The sequence below is a fragment of the Streptomyces sp. NPDC058685 genome, assembly GCF_042714725.1.
Taxonomy (GTDB): Bacteria; Actinomycetota; Actinomycetes; order Streptomycetales; family Streptomycetaceae; genus Streptomyces.
In genome coordinates this window covers 146,533-164,622 of the sequence record NZ_JBHXSL010000004.1, presented here as the reverse complement: position 1 = coordinate 164,622, position 18,090 = coordinate 146,533, and the positions used below count along the sequence as shown (strand labels likewise).

Annotated in this window: 17 protein-coding genes; 4 read left to right on the top strand and 13 right to left on the bottom strand. The window is 72.0% G+C overall.

Features of this window, described 5'->3' with window-relative positions:
• Positions 1–40: 40 nt before the first annotated feature.
• On the bottom strand, positions 41–592 hold the full coding sequence (locus ACFWU3_RS05305) for a DUF2617 family protein (protein ID WP_384431423.1): 552 nt from the start codon (positions 590–592) through the stop codon (positions 41–43).
• 433 nt (positions 593–1,025) lie between these two features.
• Complete coding sequence (locus ACFWU3_RS05300) at positions 1,026–1,286, bottom strand: hypothetical protein (RefSeq protein ID WP_384431420.1); 261 nt, start codon at positions 1,284–1,286, stop codon at positions 1,026–1,028.
• Positions 1,287–1,430: 144 nt separating this feature from the next.
• Here ACFWU3_RS05300 and ACFWU3_RS05295 point away from each other — a divergent pair, with 144 nt between their 5' ends.
• Both ACFWU3_RS05295 and ACFWU3_RS05290 read left to right on the top strand, forming a co-directional pair.
• Positions 1,431–2,621, top strand: coding sequence for a pyridoxal phosphate-dependent aminotransferase (locus tag ACFWU3_RS05295; protein WP_384431417.1), 1,191 nt, complete (start codon positions 1,431–1,433; stop codon positions 2,619–2,621).
• Positions 2,622–2,742: 121 nt separating this feature from the next.
• Positions 2,743–3,945 carry a glycosyltransferase family 39 protein gene (locus ACFWU3_RS05290; protein ID WP_384431414.1) on the top strand — a complete coding sequence of 401 codons (1,203 nt, stop codon included), beginning with the start codon at positions 2,743–2,745 and terminating at the stop codon, positions 3,943–3,945.
• Positions 3,946–3,952: 7 nt separating this feature from the next.
• Here ACFWU3_RS05290 and ACFWU3_RS05285 read toward each other — a convergent pair whose 3' ends face one another.
• Both ACFWU3_RS05285 and clpB read right to left on the bottom strand, forming a co-directional pair.
• Positions 3,953–4,483, bottom strand: a complete 531-nt coding sequence (locus tag ACFWU3_RS05285; protein ID WP_384431411.1) for a YbjN domain-containing protein — start codon at positions 4,481–4,483, stop codon at positions 3,953–3,955.
• Between the two features lie 152 nt (positions 4,484–4,635).
• The gene (gene clpB / locus ACFWU3_RS05280) at positions 4,636–7,233 is read right to left on the bottom strand and encodes an ATP-dependent chaperone ClpB (RefSeq protein WP_384431408.1); all 2,598 of its coding nucleotides are present in this window, start codon (positions 7,231–7,233) and stop codon (positions 4,636–4,638) included.
• A gap of 155 nt (positions 7,234–7,388) precedes the next feature.
• Here clpB and ACFWU3_RS05275 point away from each other — a divergent pair, with 155 nt between their 5' ends.
• Positions 7,389–7,823 carry a pyridoxamine 5'-phosphate oxidase family protein gene (locus tag ACFWU3_RS05275; protein WP_384431405.1) on the top strand — a complete coding sequence of 145 codons (435 nt, stop codon included), beginning with the start codon at positions 7,389–7,391 and terminating at the stop codon, positions 7,821–7,823.
• A 160-nt stretch (positions 7,824–7,983) separates the two neighbouring features.
• Here the strand turns inward: ACFWU3_RS05275 and ACFWU3_RS05270 are convergent, their stop codons facing one another.
• Entirely contained in the window at positions 7,984–8,304 is a 321-nt protein-coding gene (locus tag ACFWU3_RS05270) for a (2Fe-2S)-binding protein (protein WP_190120959.1), read from the bottom strand.
• Between the two features lie 380 nt (positions 8,305–8,684).
• Between ACFWU3_RS05270 and ACFWU3_RS05265 the strand changes: the two genes are divergently transcribed.
• Positions 8,685–9,689 carry a helix-turn-helix transcriptional regulator gene (locus ACFWU3_RS05265; protein ID WP_384431401.1) on the top strand — a complete coding sequence of 335 codons (1,005 nt, stop codon included), beginning with the start codon at positions 8,685–8,687 and terminating at the stop codon, positions 9,687–9,689.
• Between the two features lie 225 nt (positions 9,690–9,914).
• Here the strand turns inward: ACFWU3_RS05265 and lxmJ are convergent, their stop codons facing one another.
• The 8 genes from lxmJ to ACFWU3_RS05225 are packed head-to-tail and all read right to left on the bottom strand — an operon-like array spanning position 9,915 to position 17,946.
• Positions 9,915–10,940, bottom strand: coding sequence for a F420-dependent peptide dehydroalanine reductase LxmJ (gene lxmJ, locus ACFWU3_RS05260; protein ID WP_384431397.1), 1,026 nt, complete (start codon positions 10,938–10,940; stop codon positions 9,915–9,917).
• Entirely contained in the window at positions 10,937–12,172 is a 1,236-nt protein-coding gene (locus tag ACFWU3_RS05255) for a M16 family metallopeptidase (RefSeq protein ID WP_384431393.1), read from the bottom strand. The genes lxmJ and ACFWU3_RS05255 overlap by 4 nt, the downstream gene beginning before the upstream one ends.
• The gene (locus ACFWU3_RS05250) at positions 12,169–13,482 is read right to left on the bottom strand and encodes a M16 family metallopeptidase (RefSeq protein ID WP_384431390.1); all 1,314 of its coding nucleotides are present in this window, start codon (positions 13,480–13,482) and stop codon (positions 12,169–12,171) included. Before ACFWU3_RS05250 ends, ACFWU3_RS05255 begins: the two co-directional genes overlap by 4 nt.
• A complete protein-coding gene (locus ACFWU3_RS05245) occupies positions 13,479–14,333 on the bottom strand; it encodes a class I SAM-dependent methyltransferase (protein ID WP_384431387.1) in 855 nt (284 codons plus the stop codon). The genes ACFWU3_RS05250 and ACFWU3_RS05245 overlap by 4 nt, the downstream gene beginning before the upstream one ends.
• Positions 14,314–15,351 (bottom strand): T3SS effector HopA1 family protein, encoded by a 1,038-nt coding sequence (locus ACFWU3_RS05240; protein WP_384431384.1) that lies wholly within the window; start codon positions 15,349–15,351, stop codon positions 14,314–14,316. The genes ACFWU3_RS05245 and ACFWU3_RS05240 overlap by 20 nt, the downstream gene beginning before the upstream one ends.
• Positions 15,348–16,478, bottom strand: coding sequence for a class V lanthionine synthetase subunit LxmK (lxmK, locus tag ACFWU3_RS05235; RefSeq protein WP_384431382.1), 1,131 nt, complete (start codon positions 16,476–16,478; stop codon positions 15,348–15,350). Before lxmK ends, ACFWU3_RS05240 begins: the two co-directional genes overlap by 4 nt.
• Positions 16,475–17,368 carry a hypothetical protein gene (locus tag ACFWU3_RS05230; protein ID WP_384431379.1) on the bottom strand — a complete coding sequence of 298 codons (894 nt, stop codon included), beginning with the start codon at positions 17,366–17,368 and terminating at the stop codon, positions 16,475–16,477. The genes lxmK and ACFWU3_RS05230 overlap by 4 nt, the downstream gene beginning before the upstream one ends.
• Complete coding sequence (locus ACFWU3_RS05225; protein WP_384431376.1) at positions 17,365–17,946, bottom strand: flavoprotein; 582 nt, start codon at positions 17,944–17,946, stop codon at positions 17,365–17,367. Before ACFWU3_RS05225 ends, ACFWU3_RS05230 begins: the two co-directional genes overlap by 4 nt.
• Positions 17,947–18,090: the final 144 nt, after the last annotated feature.

Genomic DNA, 18,090 nt, shown 5'->3' with positions numbered 1-18,090 from the left:
GCGGGCACCCTGTCACCCACACGGGTGCAACTAGGTGCAACTAGAGGGATGCGGGCTCGAGGAGGGACGGGGATGTGCGCCGGGCGGGCGAGAGGGCGCCCACGCGGGTGCGGGTGACGACGAGGCGGCCCTCCTGGGGGTAGGCGTGCCAGGTCCGCCAGCACACCTGCCCCTCGGACCGCTGCGCCATCATCGCGGTGAAGGCGTGGGGCGAGCCGGGGAACGTCCCGGCCAGCGAATGGGGATGGTCGGCGACCAGCGCCAGCAGTTCCTGCGCCCGGCCCGCGAACGAGCCCCGCGACAGCGTCTCGACGCGGGCGGCGAATTCGTACTCCCAGTCGCCGAGTCTCTTGGCGACGCCCAGCGGCAGCGGCGTACTGCTGCCGGGCATACAGGCGACGGTCTCGGAACAGCTGCTGCCGTCTTCCTGGAGCAGCACCTGGTGGGAGGCGCCCAGCAGCCGCAACTGCAGTTTCGCCCGGCCCAGTTCGAGGTCGAGAACGGCCAGGGCGGGGAGTGGCTCCCGGCCCAGCGCCCAGGCGAGGTCGGCGGCGCGGGTGTCGGTGTAGGCAGTCTGAAGGGTCGTAAGCATGGGTCGGCTCCGCAAGCATGCTTCGGCGGGGGTGGACACGTGGACCTGGGGCGCCCCTGACAGGGAGTTCAAGTGGATCCGGGGACCGCTCCGCTCGGGTCCGAGCTGGTCCAAGGGCTTGATGGTTCCAACAGGTTCCAACAGCGAGGGAATCACGAAGTAAGCGGCGCTCACCGCGTTTTTACCCAAGTTGGAGGGGTTTCCATCCCCTCGGGGGCCTTACGGTTCAACTGTTCAACAAAATGCTCCGGACGGGTCAACGTGACGCCCGTGGCCTCCGCGCGGTACCGGGGCGGGACGCCACTGCTGCCGCGTACCTCGACCACGTCGAAACGCCGCGGGGGCGAGATCCGACGGCACCGACACAACAAGGCACCCGGCGATGGTTGCCCACCGGGTGCCCTGTCGACGTGCGCGGACCAGCTGCCCCGTGTCAGCTGCCTCCGCCTCCGCAACCGCCGCCTCCGCCTCCGCCGCACGACGACCCGCCGCCGCAGGACGAGGATGAGCCACCGCCGCACGAGCTGCCGCCGCCGCCGTCACCGCCGGCCCACCAGCTGCCGCCGCCGCCCGCCCCGCCACTGCTCCGGGCCGTACGCCTGCGCCGTGTGCTGCTGCCGCCGCTGCTCCTGACCACCGAGACGATCACGACCAGCACGAAAATGCCCACCAGAATGCCGAAGAAAGCCGGCATCGCTCTCACCGTCCTCTCGTTCCCCCGAAGCGAGACCCCCGCGTCTTCGCGTGACCGCTTCTTGCGTGGGAGGGAGATGCCCTCGGCGTCTCGGGCCCAAAGCAGACTTGAGGAACTCCAGAGCTTGCGCACAGGATGGCGACCATGAACGCACGCGCGCCCGAGCCCCGGCCCCTGCTCAACCGCCGTCTCGCGGAGTTCGGCACGACGATCTTCGCGGAGATGTCGGCGCTGGCCCTGCGGACCGGATCGATCAACCTCGGCCAGGGATTCCCCGACACCGACGGACCCGACGAGATCCGGGAGGCCGCGGTCCGGGCGCTGCGCGACGGGCGCGGCAACCAGTACCCGCCGGGCCCCGGCGTGCCCGAGCTGCGCACCGCGATCGCCGACCACCAGCGCACCCGGTACGGCCTGGTCCACGACCCCGACACGGAGGTGCTGGTCACCGCGGGGGCGACCGAGGCCATCGCGGCCTCCCTCCTCGCGCTCGTCGAACCCGGCGACGAGGTCGTCGCGCTGGAGCCGTACTACGACTCGTACGCGGCCTGCATCGCGATGGCCGGCGGCCGCCGCGTGCCGGTGACGCTCCGGCCGCGCGACGGCGCGTACCACCTGGATCTCGACGAGCTGCGCGACGCCGTCACCGACCGGACCCGGCTGATCCTGCTGAACACCCCGCACAACCCGACCGGCACCGTGCTCAGCCGCGAGGAGCTGGCCGAGATCGCCCGGCTGGCCGTCGAGCGGGATCTGCTGGTCGTCACGGACGAGGTGTACGAGCACCTGGTCTTCGACGGCGAGCACACGCCGATCGCCACCTTCCCGAGGATGCGCGAGCGCACGGTCACCATCGGGTCGGCGGGCAAGACCTTCTCGTTCACCGGCTGGAAGGTCGGCTGGGTGACGGCCGCGCCGGAGCTCGTGGCCGCCGTGCGCTCGGCCAAGCAGTTCCTGACCTATGTGTCGGCCGGACCGTTCCAGTACGCGGTGGCCGAGGCCCTGCGGCTGCCTCAGACGTACTTCGACGGGCTCCGCGACGATCTGCGCGCGAAGCGGGACCTGCTGAGCGCGGGGCTCGCGGACGCCGGTTTCGCGGTCTACCGCCCCTCCGGGACGTACTTCGTCACCACCGACATCCGGCCGCTGGGCGAGGACGACGGCTTCGCGTTCTGCCGTGCGCTCCCCGAGCGGTGCGGTGTGGTCGCCATCCCCAACGCGGTCTTCTACGACCACCGCGACCAGGGAGCGCCCTTCGTCCGGTTCGCCTTCTGCAAGCGGGAGAACGTCCTCCAGGAGGCCGTGACCCGTCTCAAGGGGCTCGCTAGCGGCTAGGGCCGCGCCTGTCACGGCCGACACGCGTTCCTTCGACCGACCGGGTAGGAACCGGCCCTGTCGGCCGGTCAGCGCGTGCGTGTGCGGCCGCGGCCGCTCATGGTCGGATTGTCCGACCCATGTGCGCGCCCGGAGGTGCACCCTGTCCGCCGAGACTTTCGACCGAGCAGCGGCGGCGGGCGCACGGCCCGTACCCCGCTGGCGCGCCGCACTGCTGCGGGCGGCACCGGCGCTGGGGCTGTTCGCCGCGGCGCGGCTGACCGGACTGCTGGTGATGGCCGGCTGGGCCTGGCACATCGGGCGATCGCCGCGGGCGATCATCGCCCGGGCCTGGGACTCCGACTGGTACATGCTGATCGCCGAGCACGGGTACGGCCGCACGCTGTACTGGCCGGACGGCGCGGTCCAGAGCGACCTCGCCTTCTTCCCGCTCTACCCGGCGCTGATCCGGGCGGTGACCACTGTCCTGCCGGTGACCAGCGGGACCGCCGGGCTGCTCATCTCCTGGGCGGCGGCGGGCGCGGCGGCCTGGGGCATCTACGCCGTCGTGGAGCGGCTGCACGGACGGCGCACGGCGACCGTGACGGTGGTGCTGTGGGGACTGCTGCCCCACTCGATCGTGCTGTCCATGGCGTACACGGAGCCGGTGCTCACCGCCTTCGCCGCCTGGTCGCTGTACGCGGTGCTCACCCGCCGCTGGCTCTGGGCGGGAACGCTCGCGACGCTCGCCGGTCTGTCGCGGCCCAACGGGATCGCGGTGGCGGCGGCGGTCATGGCGGTGGCGGCGTACGCACTGGTACGGGCGGCCCGCGGGCACGAGAGGGCCGGGTGGCGCGTCTGGGCGGGCGCGGCCGTGGCCCCGCTCGGCTGGTGCGGCTACGTGCTCTCGGTCGGCTTCCGCAAGGGCGATGTGCTGGGCGGGTACTTCGCCGTACAGCGCGGCTGGACCTCGAAGTTCGACTTCGGGGCCGGGGCGCTGAAGGTGGTGCGCGACATCGTGCTGAAGCCGACGCTGTTCTCGCTGATGGTCGCGCTGATGGTGGTCGCGGCGGCAGTGCTGCTGTTCGCGCTGCTCGTCCTGGACCGGCCGCCGGCCGCGATCGCCGTCTACACGGCCGTGCTGCTGCTGATCACGCTCGGCGGCTCGGGCTTCTTCGAGTCGAAGCCGCGCTTCCTGCTGCCGGCCTTCCCGCTGCTGCTGCCGCTCGCCCGCGCGATGACGAAAGCCCGGCCCGGAACGGCGGTCGTGATGACCGCCGCCCTGGCCGGGCTCTCGTTCGCCTATGGGACGTATCTGCTGACGCTGTCCCCGATCGCGCTGTAGCCGGGGCTCAGGCGTCGTCGGCGGGCTTCTCCTCGGCCGGCTCCAGGCCGAGCTGCTCGACGAGCCACTTGTCGAACTCGATGGCGGCGCGCACCCAGCTGACGGTGGAGGACACGAAGTGCTCCAGGCTGACGCCCGTGCCGATCAGCATCTGCGCCTCGCCGATGAGACGGATGGTGGCGGGAGTCTCCTCCTCGTCGTGGAGGTGCGTGTAGACCTTGGGCCACAGGGTGCGGCGGTTCCAGTCGTCGATCACGTCGAGGATCTTCTGCTTCTCCTCGACGGGCAGCGGCCGGTCGTAGAAGGTCCGCACCGAGAAGACCTGCTGGTCGTCCTCGCCACGGAACATGAAGTACGTGCGGAATTCCTCCCACGGGGCGGCGAGGTCACCCTCGTCGTCGACGACGTACTTCAGCTCCATCTGGTCGAGGAGCTGCTTGACCAGGTCCTGGTCGGGAACGACGGGGCCCGCCGGTCCTGCGGCCTGAGGCTGGTTCTGGCCCCCGAAATTCGGAATCGAGGACGGATCGATGGTCACCGTGGATTTCCCTTCGTACGGATGTGGCCATCCTCCCCCATGCGACGCGGGGGCTGGCAACCCCTACCGGTGACGCGGCGCGATCTCCCCGCTCCGGGCCGAAGCCCGCAGCGGGGAGACGGAGAGCAAGGGCCGGAGCGCGGCCGGAGCCCTCAGAGCGTCTTGCCGGTCGCCGGCCCGACGATCAGACCGTCCCCGACACGGTCCACCCGGACCGTGTCGCCCTCGGTGACCTCGCCCGCCAGGATCTCCTTCGCCAGCCGGTCGCCGATCGCCGTCTGGACCAGGCGGCGCAGCGGCCGGGCACCGTATGCAGGGTCGTTGCCCTCGTCCGCGAGCCACTCCAGGGCCTCCGGCGTGATGTCCAGCGTGAGGCGGCGCTCCGCCAGGCGCTTGGCGAGCCGCTCGATCTGGAGCTTCGCGATCCGGGCCAGCTCGTCCTTCGACAGTGCGGAGAACACCACCAGGTCGTCGAGGCGGTTGAGGAACTCCGGCTTGAAGGAGGACCTCACGACCTCCAGGACCTGTTCCTTCTTCTGCTCCTCGCTGGTGAGCGGCTCCACCAGGTACTGACTGCCCAGGTTGGAGGTCAGGACCAGGATCGTGTTGCGGAAGTCGACCGTACGGCCCTGCCCGTCCGTGAGGCGGCCGTCGTCGAGCACCTGGAGCAGGATGTCGAAGACCTCGGGATGGGCCTTCTCCACCTCGTCCAGCAGCACGACGCTGTACGGGCGCCGGCGCACCGCCTCGGTGAGCTGGCCGCCCTCCTCGTACCCGATGTAGCCGGGAGGCGCGCCCACGAGGCGGGCGACGCTGTGCTTCTCGCCGTACTCCGACATGTCGATGCGGACCATGGCCCGCTCGTCGTCGAAGAGGAAGTCGGCGAGGGCCTTGGCCAGCTCGGTCTTGCCCACGCCCGTGGGGCCGAGGAAGAGGAACGAGCCCGTCGGGCGGTCCGGGTCGGCGATGCCGGCGCGGGTGCGCCGTACCGCGTCGGACACCGCCTCCACCGCTTCGGACTGGCCGATGAGCCGCCGGCCCAGCTCGGCCTCCATCCGCAGCAGCTTCTGCGTCTCGCCCTCCAACAGGCGTCCCGCCGGGATGCCTGTCCAGGAGCCGACCACGTCCGCGATGTCGTCGGGGCCGACCTCCTCCTTGACCATCGTGTCGTGGCGGACCTCGGCCTCGGCCTCGGATGCCTCCTCCAACTCCCGCTCGACGGAGGGGATCTCGCCGTACAGCAGCTTGGAGGCCGAGTCGAAGTCGCCGTCGCGCTGGGCGCGTTCGGCCTGGCCGCGCAGCTCGTCGAGCTTCTCCTTCAGCGCACCGACGCGGTTGAGACCCTCCTTCTCCTTCTCCCAGCGGGCGTTGAGGCCGCGCAGCTCCTCCTCCTTGTCGGCGAGGTCACGGCGCAGCTTCTCCAGCCGCTGCTTGGAGGCGGCGTCGGTCTCGTTCTTGAGCGCCAGCTCCTCCATCCGCAGCCGGTCGACGGCGCGCTGGAGTTCGTCGATCTCCAGCGGCGAGGAGTCGATCTCCATCCGCAGCCGGGACGCGGCCTCGTCCACCAGGTCGATCGCCTTGTCGGGCAGGAAGCGGGAGGTGATGTACCGGTCGGACAGCGTCGCCGCCGCGACCAGCGCGGAGTCGGCGATCTGGACCTTGTGGTGCGCCTCGTAGCGCCCCTTGAGACCGCGCAGGATCGCGATCGTGTCCTCGACGGTCGGCTCGGCGACCAGCACCTGCTGGAAGCGCCTCTCCAGCGCCGGGTCCTTCTCGATGCGTTCGCGGTACTCGTCGAGGGTCGTCGCGCCGACCATGCGCAGCTCACCGCGGGCGAGCATCGGCTTGAGCATGTTGCCCGCGTCCATCGCGGAGTCGCCGCCGGCGCCCGCGCCGACGACCGTGTGCAGCTCGTCGATGAACGTGATGATCTGTCCGTCGCTCGCCTTGATCTCGGAGAGCACGGTCTTGAGCCGCTCCTCGAACTCACCGCGGTACTTCGCACCTGCCACCATCGCGCCGAGGTCGAGGGCCACCAGCCGCTTGTTCTTGAGCGACTCGGGCACGTCCCCCTTCACGATCCGCTGGGCGAGCCCTTCGACGACGGCGGTCTTGCCGACGCCGGGCTCACCGATGAGCACCGGGTTGTTCTTGGTGCGCCGGGACAGCACCTGCACGACCCGGCGGATCTCCTGGTCCCGGCCGATGACCGGGTCGAGCTTGCCTTCGCGGGCCGCGGCCGTGAAGTCCGTACCGAACTTCTCCAGCGCCTTGTACTGACCCTCGGGATCGGGGGTGGTCACCCGTCGTCCTCCCCTTGCCGTCTCGAACGCGTCCAGCAGTTTCTTCGCCGACGCGCCCTGCTGCGCCAGCACTTCACCGGCAGCCCCGCCCTTGGCCGCGAGGCCGATCAGCAGATGCTCGGTGGAGAGATAGTCGTCGCCGAGCTCCTTGGCCCGCTGTCCCGCGTCGGCGACGACGGCGAGCAGCTCGCGGTTGGGCTGCGGCGGAGCGACGGTGGACCCCGTGACACTGGGCTGCGCGGCCAGCAGCCGCTCCGCCCCGGACCGCACGGCGGCCTGGTCCGCGTCCACGGCGGCCAGCAGATCGGTGATGTTGGCGTTGTCCTCACCCGTGAGGAGCGCCAGCAGCAGATGTGCGGGGGTGAGATCGGGATGGCCCGCGGTCACCGCCTGGCTGGTGGCGGCGTTGATGGCATCCCGGCTCTTGTTGGTCAGCTCGGCGTCCACGTGCGCTCTCTCCTCCTTGCGGGTGGGGATGTTCCCTCAACACTGACTCAGCGAACTTGCACAAAGTTGAGTCTATTCCACTCAACCAGTGGCGTGTGACCGCGGCATGGCCTTCGGCCCGCCTCGCCCCGGGCCGGTCCGCCTAGCCTGGGGCCATGGCCACAGACGTATCCCCTCTCAGTCCCGAGTACCTCGCGTTCTGGCGTGAACACCATCTCTGCACCCTCACGACCCTGCGGCCGGACGGCAGCCCGCATGTCGTGCCGGTGGGGGTGACCTTCGACCCGGAGACGGGGACCGCACGGGTGATCGCCAACCGGCACACGCGCAAGGTGGCCCATGTGCTGGCGTCGGCTCCCGCGGATTCAGAGGCGGAAGATGCGCAGGGGCAGGGCGCCCGGGTGGCCGTCTGCCAGGTCGACCGCAGGCGCTGGGCGACGCTGGAGGGCCGGGCGAGGGTGCGCACGGAGCCGGACGCGGTCGAGGACGCGGTACTGCGCTACGCGGAGCGCTACGGGCGGATGCCGAAGCCCAACCCGGACCGGGTGCTCATCGAGATCGCCGTGGAGCGGGCCCTCGGCAAGGCCTGACCGGAGCGCCGGCCGGCCGGGGCACCGCGGCGCAAAGGCGCGGGGGAAGCGCGGCGGAGCAGTGCGGGACATGCACAGCGGCGCCATCGTGTTTCAGGTCCACGATGGCGCCGCTGTGTGGGGGAAGCACCCGAGCGATTTACAACGACGGGGGAATCGCTCAGGCACTGCGGGGGGTGGCAGTGGTGGTGTCGGGCTCGACCATCTGGTGGTCTCGCTGGTCGAGATTGACAAAAATCATGCCGTAGCGGATGGCGCAGCGAACGGGCTGCGGCGCTCCACGGGGCCGGCGAAGGCACCGGTAGGCACGGACGTCCTCGTCCTCCTCGCGCGCCACGACGATCGGCTCTCCGAACAGGGTGACCATCAACGAGTCGCCACGGTGGGGGATTGCCGTGACGAGGTCGATGAAATGCCACCCCGATCGATAGGCCGTAGCCATCTCGCGCCGGAAGACCCGGTCGTCCGGGGGAACCGTCATGCTTCTGTGCTGGTCGGAGGGACAACTCCCCAGGAAGGCTCGCCAAGGTCGTCTGCGACCTTCGCGGGCGCCGAGGCACCCCAGGACGGCTCTGGCGGAATTCCCGCCACTTGACCCGTGGGCACGGAGGCGGCCTGCGCCGTCGCCACCGTGTCGGCGGAAGTGCCGCTCCAGGAGGTCTCGCCGGAAGCCACCGCGCCTAGCGCGGCCGCCGCTAGGGCAAAAGCACAAAGAGCACGTAGCGTCCTAGACATGGGTGATCTCCACCTCTTTTGATCATTCCTCCTCCCCCGCGAATAAGACGATGTCTCACTCCGAACGCTTGCACCAGCGACGGCAGGCATCATGTTCCTGTATTGCAGGAGCCTGAGGGGGTGCGTATGACAGCAAACGAGGGCGAAACCGGACACTCTCACGCAGACGGTGAGCTGTGCGAAGCGGGGAAAAGTCTGTACATCACCGCTCTGCGTACCGGGCGTATAGCCCGGTCAGAGGCAGCAGCCACACCGTGCCTCTTCGATCTCGCCCTGCTGCACCCGGATCCCGACGACGCCCAGTGGCTCCGGCCGGTTCCGCCGACCACCGCGCTGACACAGCTGATACACCCCATCGAGCGGGAGATCCAAGAGCGCAGACGGCGAACTGTCGCTCTGACCGATGCTCTTGAGCCATTCATGGCGTTCACCGCTCAGAACTCCACCGTCCCACAGGGGATCACGGTCCTCGAAGGCCTCAACCGGATCAACACAACCCTCGACCAAGTCACCGCAGACTGCACCGAGGAGCTTCTCACGGTCCAGCCCGGCAGCGGGCGGCAACCGCATGTTCTGGAGAAGGCCCTGCGCAGGGTGGAACCGCTGATCGAACGGGGCGTACGGATGCGCACGCTCTACCAGCACACCGCCCGCCATCACCCCGCCACGCTCGCCTACATGGAGGCGGTCGCGCCGGCCGGAGTGGAGGTGCGCACCCTGGAGGAGATCATCGAGCGGTTGATCATCATCGACCGCAAAGTCGCGTTCATCCCCGCGAGCAGCGACCGGCTGTCCGCCCTGGAGCTGCGGCACAAGGGGATCGTCGAGTATCTCGTCGGTGTCTTCGAGCAGTTCTGGCTGCACGGCATCCCGTGGGAGGAGCCGATCTCGTACGGACCGGTCGTCGACGGCATCACCGGTGTCCAGCGTTCCATCGCGAAACTGCTGGTCGAAGGCCATGTGGACGAGGCGATCGCACGGCGTCTGGGGATGAACGTGCGGACCTGCCGGGCCCATATCGCCAAGCTGGGCTCGTCGCTCGGCAGCGGCAGCCGGGCCCAACTGGGCTATCTGATCGCCCGGTCGGGGATTCTGGAGCAGGATTCGGAGTCGATTCCCGTCAGCCGCTGACGCGTTCGGGGCGGCGCACAGACGACCGGAATCCGTCGCCCCGGGGGGCGGGGCGACGGATGGTGTGCCAGATGTGTGCATGGCCGCGCCGGACGGCAACAGATGCCGGAGGGCGCGTGGTCGCGGCAGGCGGGGTGCCGGTGCGTCAGGCGGGCGCGTGGTCGCGGCAGGCGGCTGCCGGTGCGTCAGGCGGGCGCGTGGTCGCGGCAGGCGGCTGCCGGTGCGTCAGGAGGGCGCGTGGTCGCGGCAGGCAGCGACGATCTCCTCCAGATCGGCGACGGCCGCGGGCACTCCCTCGGTCAGCAGCACACCCGCCGGGTTCAGCATCACCTCGTCCACCCCGGCGGCCCGGTATCCGGCGAGCGCTTCGGCGATCTCCCGCGGGGTGCCGGTGACGACGACCTGATGGTCCAGGAGCGCGGCCGCGCTCGCCGCCGGGTCGTGCGGGTCGACGGCGACGCCCGCGCGACTCAGCATCGCGGCGTAGTGCGGAGCCCTGAGGTGCTCGCCGGCCGCGGCGAGCGCGATCCGTCGGGGGTCCCGGCCGGGACGGGCCACGGCCACATGGACGGCCGTCGCGATCCGGGGCCGTACGGGCCCGTCGGCAGCCCTCTGACGCCCTGCGGCACCCTCGGTCAACGCGGGGGCCAGCACCCCCTCGATGTAGCGCGGAGGGGTCATCCAGGTGATGGCCACATCCGCCACGGCACCCGCGGTACGTGCCATCCCCGGCCGCAGCACTCCGGCACCGATCTCGACGGGGGAATGGCCGAGCGGCAACAGCGCTCCGTGAAGCCGGTGGTAGGGCCCGTCGTGCTCGACCCGGTCGCCGTCGAGCAGGGCCCGCACCGAGGTCAGATAGTCGTGCACCGCCGTGCGGGGACTGGCGTACGGGCTACCGGTGAGCCCGGCCACGAAGCCCGGATTGCCGATCCCGTAGCCGGCGACGACGGGTTCACCGGTGAGCAGCGCGAGTGAACGGGCCTGCAACGCGGCCTCGTACGGGTGCCGCAGCGGCAGCAGCGTCACCGAGGTACCGAGCGGGACGTTGTGGCCCATGCCCGCGAGGTAGGCCATGACCTGGTGGGTCTCCGCCTTGAACGACTGGCACAGCCACAGCCTGCGGGCGCCGGTGCGCTGCACCAGTGCGGCGAAGGGTGCCACCAGTTCGGGGTGGTCGGGCTGGAGCGGGTAGAGAACCGCGGGATTCGTCGGGGAATTAGCGGAGTTCGAGAAGTTCGGGGTGCTCATCGGCCTTCCTCGTCATAGGTCGCGATCACGGCTCTCGACGGATCGAGGAAGTGAGCCGCCGCAGCAGCCACTTGGGCGTGGGTGACCTCGGCGAGCACACCGCGGTAGGCGTCCAGCCAGTCGAGCGGGAGTCCCGCCGCGGCGAAGCCGGCCAGCGCGCTCGCCTCCTCCGTCCGGGTGGCCAGGGCGAAGCGGGTGAACCCGGTGGCGTAGGCGCGGGCCCGCTCCACCTCCCGCGCCGTGGGACCGGCGTCGGCCAGCTCACGCAGGACGTCGGTGACCTCCACGGCCGTCCGGGCCGCCGTGCCCGGGGCGCCCGAGCACTCGACCTCCAGCCAGCAGCCCGCGCGGTACTCGCGCACTTCCGCACAGACCGCGTACGCGAGCCCGTGGCGGTCCCGCAGCCGCCGGGCGAGACGCGACGAGGCGTGTCCGCCGAGCACCAACTGTGCCAGATGCAGGGGCGCGTGGCCCGGATCCGCCGCCGACACCGCCGGTCCCGCGGTCAGCACCATCGCCTGTGCGGGGTCGTGCGAGGAGAGGGTGACCCGGCCCGGGAACGGCTCGGCCCGCTCGAAGCGGGGCAGCGTCAGCCCGGACGGCCCACCGCTCCAGCGTTCCAGGCGCTCCCCCGCAAGACGCAGCGCCTGCTGCGGATCGCGGTCCGACATCAGCAGCAGGACGGCCCCGTCGGGAACGACGGCGCGGGCGTGCAGCGCCTCGACCTCACGCCGGGACGGCGGTTCGTCGACGGAGGCGGAGCGGGGGCGGGTGAGCGGATGGCTGCCGAAGGCGTGCGCGAGCACCGAACCCCGCAGCCTCCCCAGCGGCCCCGGAGCCCGGGACGCACCGGCTCCGCGCCGCCGGGCCAGGGCGAGTTCGTCGTCCGTGTACCGGGGGCGCGTCAGGAGATCGGCCAGCAGGTCCAGCGCGCCGGGCAGCCCGGGCGAGAGCACGCTCGTCGCGAGGACCATGGATTCGGCGGTCACGACGGTGCTCAGCTCCGCGCCCAGATCCGCCGCGCGGTCGGCGACGTCCTGCCGGGTGCGCGCCGGGCCTCGGGTCCCCGTGCCCAGGCAGGCGGCGAGGAGTTCCCGGGTGGCGGCGAGCCGGCTGTCGGCGCACGCGTACGGCAGGACGAGCCGGGTCTCGGCGAGCGGAGCGCCGGGGGCCAGGACGGCCACCAGGCGCAGCCCGTTCGCGAGGACGGTCTCGGCGGTCTCGCGGTTCACCGCGGCCCTCCTACGAGTTCGGTCACCGTGGGCGGGGCGGCGAGCAGCGCCCGGGCGGCGTCGGCCACCTGGAACGTGGTCACCGCGGCCAGTTCGGCGGCGGGCGTGGCGGGGTGGCCGCCGAAGAGCAGCGCGGCGCGGCCGTGGCCGACCGCCCGCGCGACGAGCGAGTCCTCCTGCCGGTGCGCGGCGACGAGGAGGGAGTTGACGGCACGGCGGTGTGCGTCGGCGTCCACCGGTGCGTCGGCGACGGCACGCAGCACGTCGCGCCACGCGTCGACGGCCTCCGCCGCTCCGACGCCCCGGTCGCACGCCATCCGTACGAGGGCAACGTCGGGTGCTGCCGAGGCGAGCCACTGCCCGTACAGGCCGCAGCTCATACCGGCGGCGGTGAACCGCGGATCGCGCCGGACCAGGCGCGGGAAGTGCGAGCGCGCCAGGACCTCGGCGAGGACGACGTGGGCGAGGTAGGCGGAGCGGGAGGAGACGGGGTCGGGAAGGCGGTGGCCGAGGGCGACACCGTCGGCGGCGGGCGGAGACGGGGTGAGGGGGAGAGACGCGGGGTCCGTCGCGGGCCACGCGGGGGCCGTCGCAGGGCGCGCGCTCCGGGGCGGCGGGGTGGTCGCCGTCCCGTCCGGCGCGGGCCGCACTCCCGCGAACAGCGCGCCGGCCCTTGCCGCCACCGCCGCCGTGTCGATGTCGCCCACGACCGAGAGGACCATCCGGTCCGCCGTGTAGTGGCGGCCGAAGAAGGCCAGGGCCTCCTCCCGCTTCGTACGCGCCAGTTCGGACGCCGTGCCGAAGCTGTCCCGGGCGCCGGGTACGACGGACGCCAGGACGGTGTCCCAGATCCGGCTGCCCGCCGCACCGCGGATCTCCTCGGCGATCACATCCGTCTCGGTGCGGACGGCCTCGGCGGACGGCGCGAACTCCCGCAGCCGCCGCGCCTCCCAGGCCAGCACATCGTCGAGCATCGACGCCGGCACCGTCGTGTGGAAGACCGTGTGGTCGCGGTGGGTCTCGGCGTTGCACACCCCGCCCGCGCCCTCGACCCTCGCGACATGGCTGTCCGGCGCGTCGACCGCGGAGGCGCCACCGTCGTACGTCTCGTACGTCTCATGCGTCTCGTAGGTCTCCGAGCGCGGGAACATCAGGTGCTCCACCAGGTGCGCCATGCCGTGGCGGCCGGGCGGGTCGTCGTCGCCGCCCGCCGCCACGGTGAGCGCGACGGCCGCGAGGCCGCGCGCGTACGGAACGGACTCGACGACCAGGCCCGGGCCGTCGGCCGGCCGCCCGACGTGCGGGCTCACGTCAGCGGCCGGAACACGGAGACGCACATCTTGCGGCTGTCGCCACCGTCGAAGGGCTGCTCGCGCCAGCCCGCGTACCGCGCGGTGAGTTCCAGGCCCGCGATCGCGGCCAGCAGGTCCAGCTCGCTCGGCCACAGGTACCGCATGACCGTCGTCGCGGACCGGGGCGCATCGCCGTCCAGGAACAGGGTGTTCTGGAGCATCATGTTCTGCGACGCGGGCAGCACGCCGATGGACTCGATCATCACTCCGCGGTCGCCGACGGGGTAGGTGGTGACCTCGTTGCTCTTGCGCACGTGGTGGTCGCTGGGGTCGAACGTCTCGACCACCACCGCGCCGTCAACCGCCGTGTGCCGGGCGATCGCGTGCATCAGGGCGATCTGCTCGTCCACCGCCATCGCGCAGCACAGGACGTTGAAGGGCGCGAGGACGACATCGAAGGTCCGGCCGAGGTCCATGCCGGCGAAGTCGCCGCGCACCGGGGTGATCCGGCCTTCGGGGTCCTTCTCGGCGAGCCGGGCGAGCATGCCCTCGGACGACTCGACGCCATGGACCCGAAAGCCCTGGTCGGCGAGGGGAATCGCCACCCGGCCGGTGCCCACGCCCAGTTCGAGGACGCTCGCACCCTGCGAGGTGAGCGTGAGGAGGAACTCCCCGATGTCGGCGAGATCCGGTGTGGCGGGGTAGATGTCGTCGTACACCGCGGCGAGCGCGTCGCTGTAGGCGGTGGTGACGGCGGCTCCCAACCCGCCCGCTCCGAACCCGGCCGTGTCCGCGGGCAGTCCGGTGGCCCCGGCCGCGTCGGTGTCCGCGGGCAGTCCGCTCGCCGGTTCAGCGGTCTCGGTCGTCATCTCGGCTTCCTTCGTTCGCGGTGAGGTTGTTCTCGGGGTGGAGCGGGTCGATGCCCGCCTCGCTGAAGGCACGGGCGACGCGCTCCTCCAGCGATCCGGCGCCCGGCTCGGTGTCGGACGTCTCGTGGTCCGCTGTCGCGTGGTCGACGAGTGCCGTTGCCAGCGCAAAGCTTCGGTGCTGGCCGAAACTCATCCCTCCGTGCCCCGGCCGCGGGTCCTGCGGGTCCCATGCCGCCGCCGCTCCGGGCGCGAGCCGCCGGGTGAAGAGCGAGGTGCTCTCACCGGCCCCGAGCCCCGCGACAGCCTCGACGACGGCGGCCTCCGCCTCTTCGTGGCGGCCGTGCAGATAGATCACGATGCCGTCCCGGCGCGGGAAGTCGTCCGGGTCGGAGAGCGCCTTCGCGTGGTACCGCGCCCCGGTCCGCTCCAGCGCCGTGAGCGCGGCGGCCCACAGCCGTACCGCGCAGTCCGTGTCCGTCGCGTGCAGAAAGAGGCGGCGCACGGGACCCGCGGGACCGGGCAGGGCGCGGGAGCCCATGACGTAGAAGAAGCCGGGCGACAGCGCCGGACGGCTCGCCTCCAGTGCCAGGTCGACGAGCTGCCCGGGCTCGCAGGGGCCGGGGGTGAGCAGCCGGTCCGCGGACACGCGGGCGGTGATCTCCGGGAGCCGTACGACGAGTTGGTCACCGTCCGGGCGGCGCAGCACCTCGATCAGCCGGCCGCGCACGGGTGTCGTGGCGTGCGGCACCCCGGCGGCGAGCCGCTCCTCGAGACCGGCGTCGCGCAGGTTCCGGCGCGGCGGGGTGTCCGTCTCCCGGCGGTGGGCGCCGTTGCCGGCGTGGAACTCCTCGTACAGCGCGTTGCTGAGCCGCCCGCGCAGATCGCGTGGACTGTCCGCGGTCAGCGGACGGCCCGCGACGGCGGCCGCGAGGCCGTCGGCGCGCACGGACACCCGGTCCAGGGCGGCGGCGATCCGCGGGGCCAACAGCTGTGCGGGCGCTTCGGCGGTGAGGGTCATCGGGTGCTCCCGGACGGAGGGCCGAGCCGCAGCGTCGCGACGGCGGCGGCGGGGTCGAGCAGAAGGGTGCGGCCGATACCGGCCGCCGCGCGGGCGACGGGGTTGAGGACGGCGTGCGCCTGCGCGGTGGCGATCAGGCGGTCGTACAGATGCCAGCCCGCGAAGGCGACCGCCCGCTCGGCGAGACCCGGATCGGGGTCGCGGCACTCCAGATAGCCCTGCCAGAACGCCGCGATCCGGGGGATGTGGCGGCGCAGCCCAGCCGATCCGCGCTCGACGATCTCCTCGTGCGTGAGGTCGAAGCCGAGAGCCGGGGCGTCCTTGTCGCCGGTCGGCGCGAACACCGAGTACGTCGCCTGGAACAGCCACTCCCCGGCGAACGCGCCCACGTCACGGGCGGCGTCGGCCAGCCGGAACTCCTCCCAGTCGCACAGATGCAGCGTGCCCTCGTGCAGGATGAACTGGTCGAAGCGCAGGTCGCAGTGGGCCGGTGTGCGCGGCGCCGCGCGCTCCGCCTCCCGCAGCCGCCGCAGCGCGGCGACGGCCTCCGCGTCGTCCTGGACGAGCTTCCACGCGGCGATCTGCGCCATGCTGCGGTCGCCGACCTCGCTCCAGGGGAACGCCTCCAGCCACCGCAGCGGCGGCAGCGGCGCGTCGCTCGTGTCGATCCCCTCCGCGCCCTGCGGGTCGAGGGAGTGCAGGGTGGCGACGGCCCGGCCGGCGGCCCGGCACAGGTCCTCGCCGAAGTCGCCGTCGAGGGCGGCCTCCGAGCCGGATCGCGCGCCGGGCAGCAGCCGGTAGGCGCTGATCGCCGCGTCCTCGTGGGTGCCGAGGTGCTCGGGACAGCGCAGCGGGGATTCCGGTGCCAGACCGGCCGCCAACTGCTCGAAGACAAGGGCGCGTTGCAGTTCGGGGCTGGTGCCGTCGGGGCCGCGGGCCACGCTCTTGACGAAGACCTGTGCGCCGCTGCCGGTCGTACCGGCCCAGTTGTCGTTGCGTCCGCCGAACGACGTGAGCCCGTCGGGCACGAACGGCCCGAGGCCCAGACGCTCCAGCAGCTCGTTCACCTGCGGCGCGGCCTCGGTGGGCCGGTACCGCAGCAGTGCAGGCTCGGTCGTGGTGGTCATGACTCTCCCTGGGGGACCGCCCGGCGGCCCTCCTCGTCGATCAGCTCGGCGGTGAAGTCGAGATAGCCGTGCAGTTCGTCGCTCCAACCGCCGAAGGTGGCGAAGTCCTGCATGTGTGTGGCGACGCGCAGCACGGCGCACCGACCGACGGCGACCGGGTCGGGGCCCGGACCGTACGCGTCGAGAAAGCCGCGCCGCAGATCGTCGTTGCCGAAGTACGGCATGGCCCAGGCGAGTTCGACGAGGTCGCCGAGCATCCACCCGAGGTCCAGTTCGGGCCGGCCCACGGCCAGGTCCTCGCCGGTCAGCAGCGCCACGCGGCCCCGGCTCAGGGGCGGTACCAGCGCGCCGACGGAGGCCCAGCCGTGGACCAGGTGTGTGTCCCGCACTGCGTCGTCCGCCCAGGAGGCCAGCCGCGCGGTCCGCCGCTCGCCCCAGACGTCCCGGGCGTGCTCCCGCAACCGCTGTGCCGATTCCGGGAGTTGTTCCCCCGAGATCCACGCGGCGAGCCGTCGCAGCCCGGGCGGCATCCGCGGCGGGCCCGGTACAGGGACCCGGTGCACCGCCCGCAGGGTGCGGGCGGCCGACACCAGCGAGTGGGCGGCCAGCCGTCTGGCCTGCGGGCGGGGGTCCCGCAGCCAGGCGGCGAGGGAGGCCGAGCCGGCGGCCCGGTGGAGCAGCCCGTCGCCGTACGGTTCCGCGACAGCCGCGAGGGCGGCCCCGGTCCCGGGACCGAGGTGCGGTACGAGGGGTGCGAGAGGTGCGGTGAGCGGCCGGGCCGCGAGCGGTCCCGGCAGATGCCACCAGAGGAATCCGCCGGCAGGATCGCGCAGGACCCGGGTGAGCTGGAGATCCGTCCCGTACTCGGCGACGGGAGCCGCGGTGGTCACACGGCCGCCTTCGCCGTGGCGCGTTCGACGCACAGGTCGTACAGCTCGTTCAGCGGCGCCGCACCGCCGTCCGCGACCTCTCCCGTACTGGCGCTCTCGGCGACGATCGTGGGCGCGAGCACCACGCCCGGCCGGTTCCGCAGCACCTCCAGATGTCCTTGGACCACGGGGCTCCCCAGGGAACCGGGCGGAAGCGAGGGTGCGACACCCACGAGGGCGTCGGTGGAGTGGAGGGCCAGCATCAGCGGTGTGTCGGCGACACCGAGGGCGAACCTGCTCACGAAATTCAGGGTGGCGGGATGCACCAGGACGAGATCGGCCCAGCCGGCGATGTCCACATGCGGGACATCCGGCCCGGAGAACTCGTTCCAGTCGTCGACGACGACATCCCTTTTGGACAGGACGGAGACCGCGTCCCGGGAAACGAAACGACAGGCGGACCGGGTGAGTGCGACCCGTATCTCCGTACCGGGAAGGGAATTGTTCAGCCAGTTGATCCAGAAGGGCAGAAAGGCCACCTGGAGCGCTCCCGTTCCGACGACGAGTACGCGCCCGAACCGGGTGTCCGGAAGATCCATGACGCCTCCTCGTGGGCTCGGCGGACGGGACGGGGCCGGGGGGGGGCGGGCCCGCGCCGCGGGCGCGGGCCGCGCCGCCACCCGGGCGGACCTCGACCAGGTGTGCCGAAAAAACAATGCGCGGGGAACGGGCCCCTGCGGCGC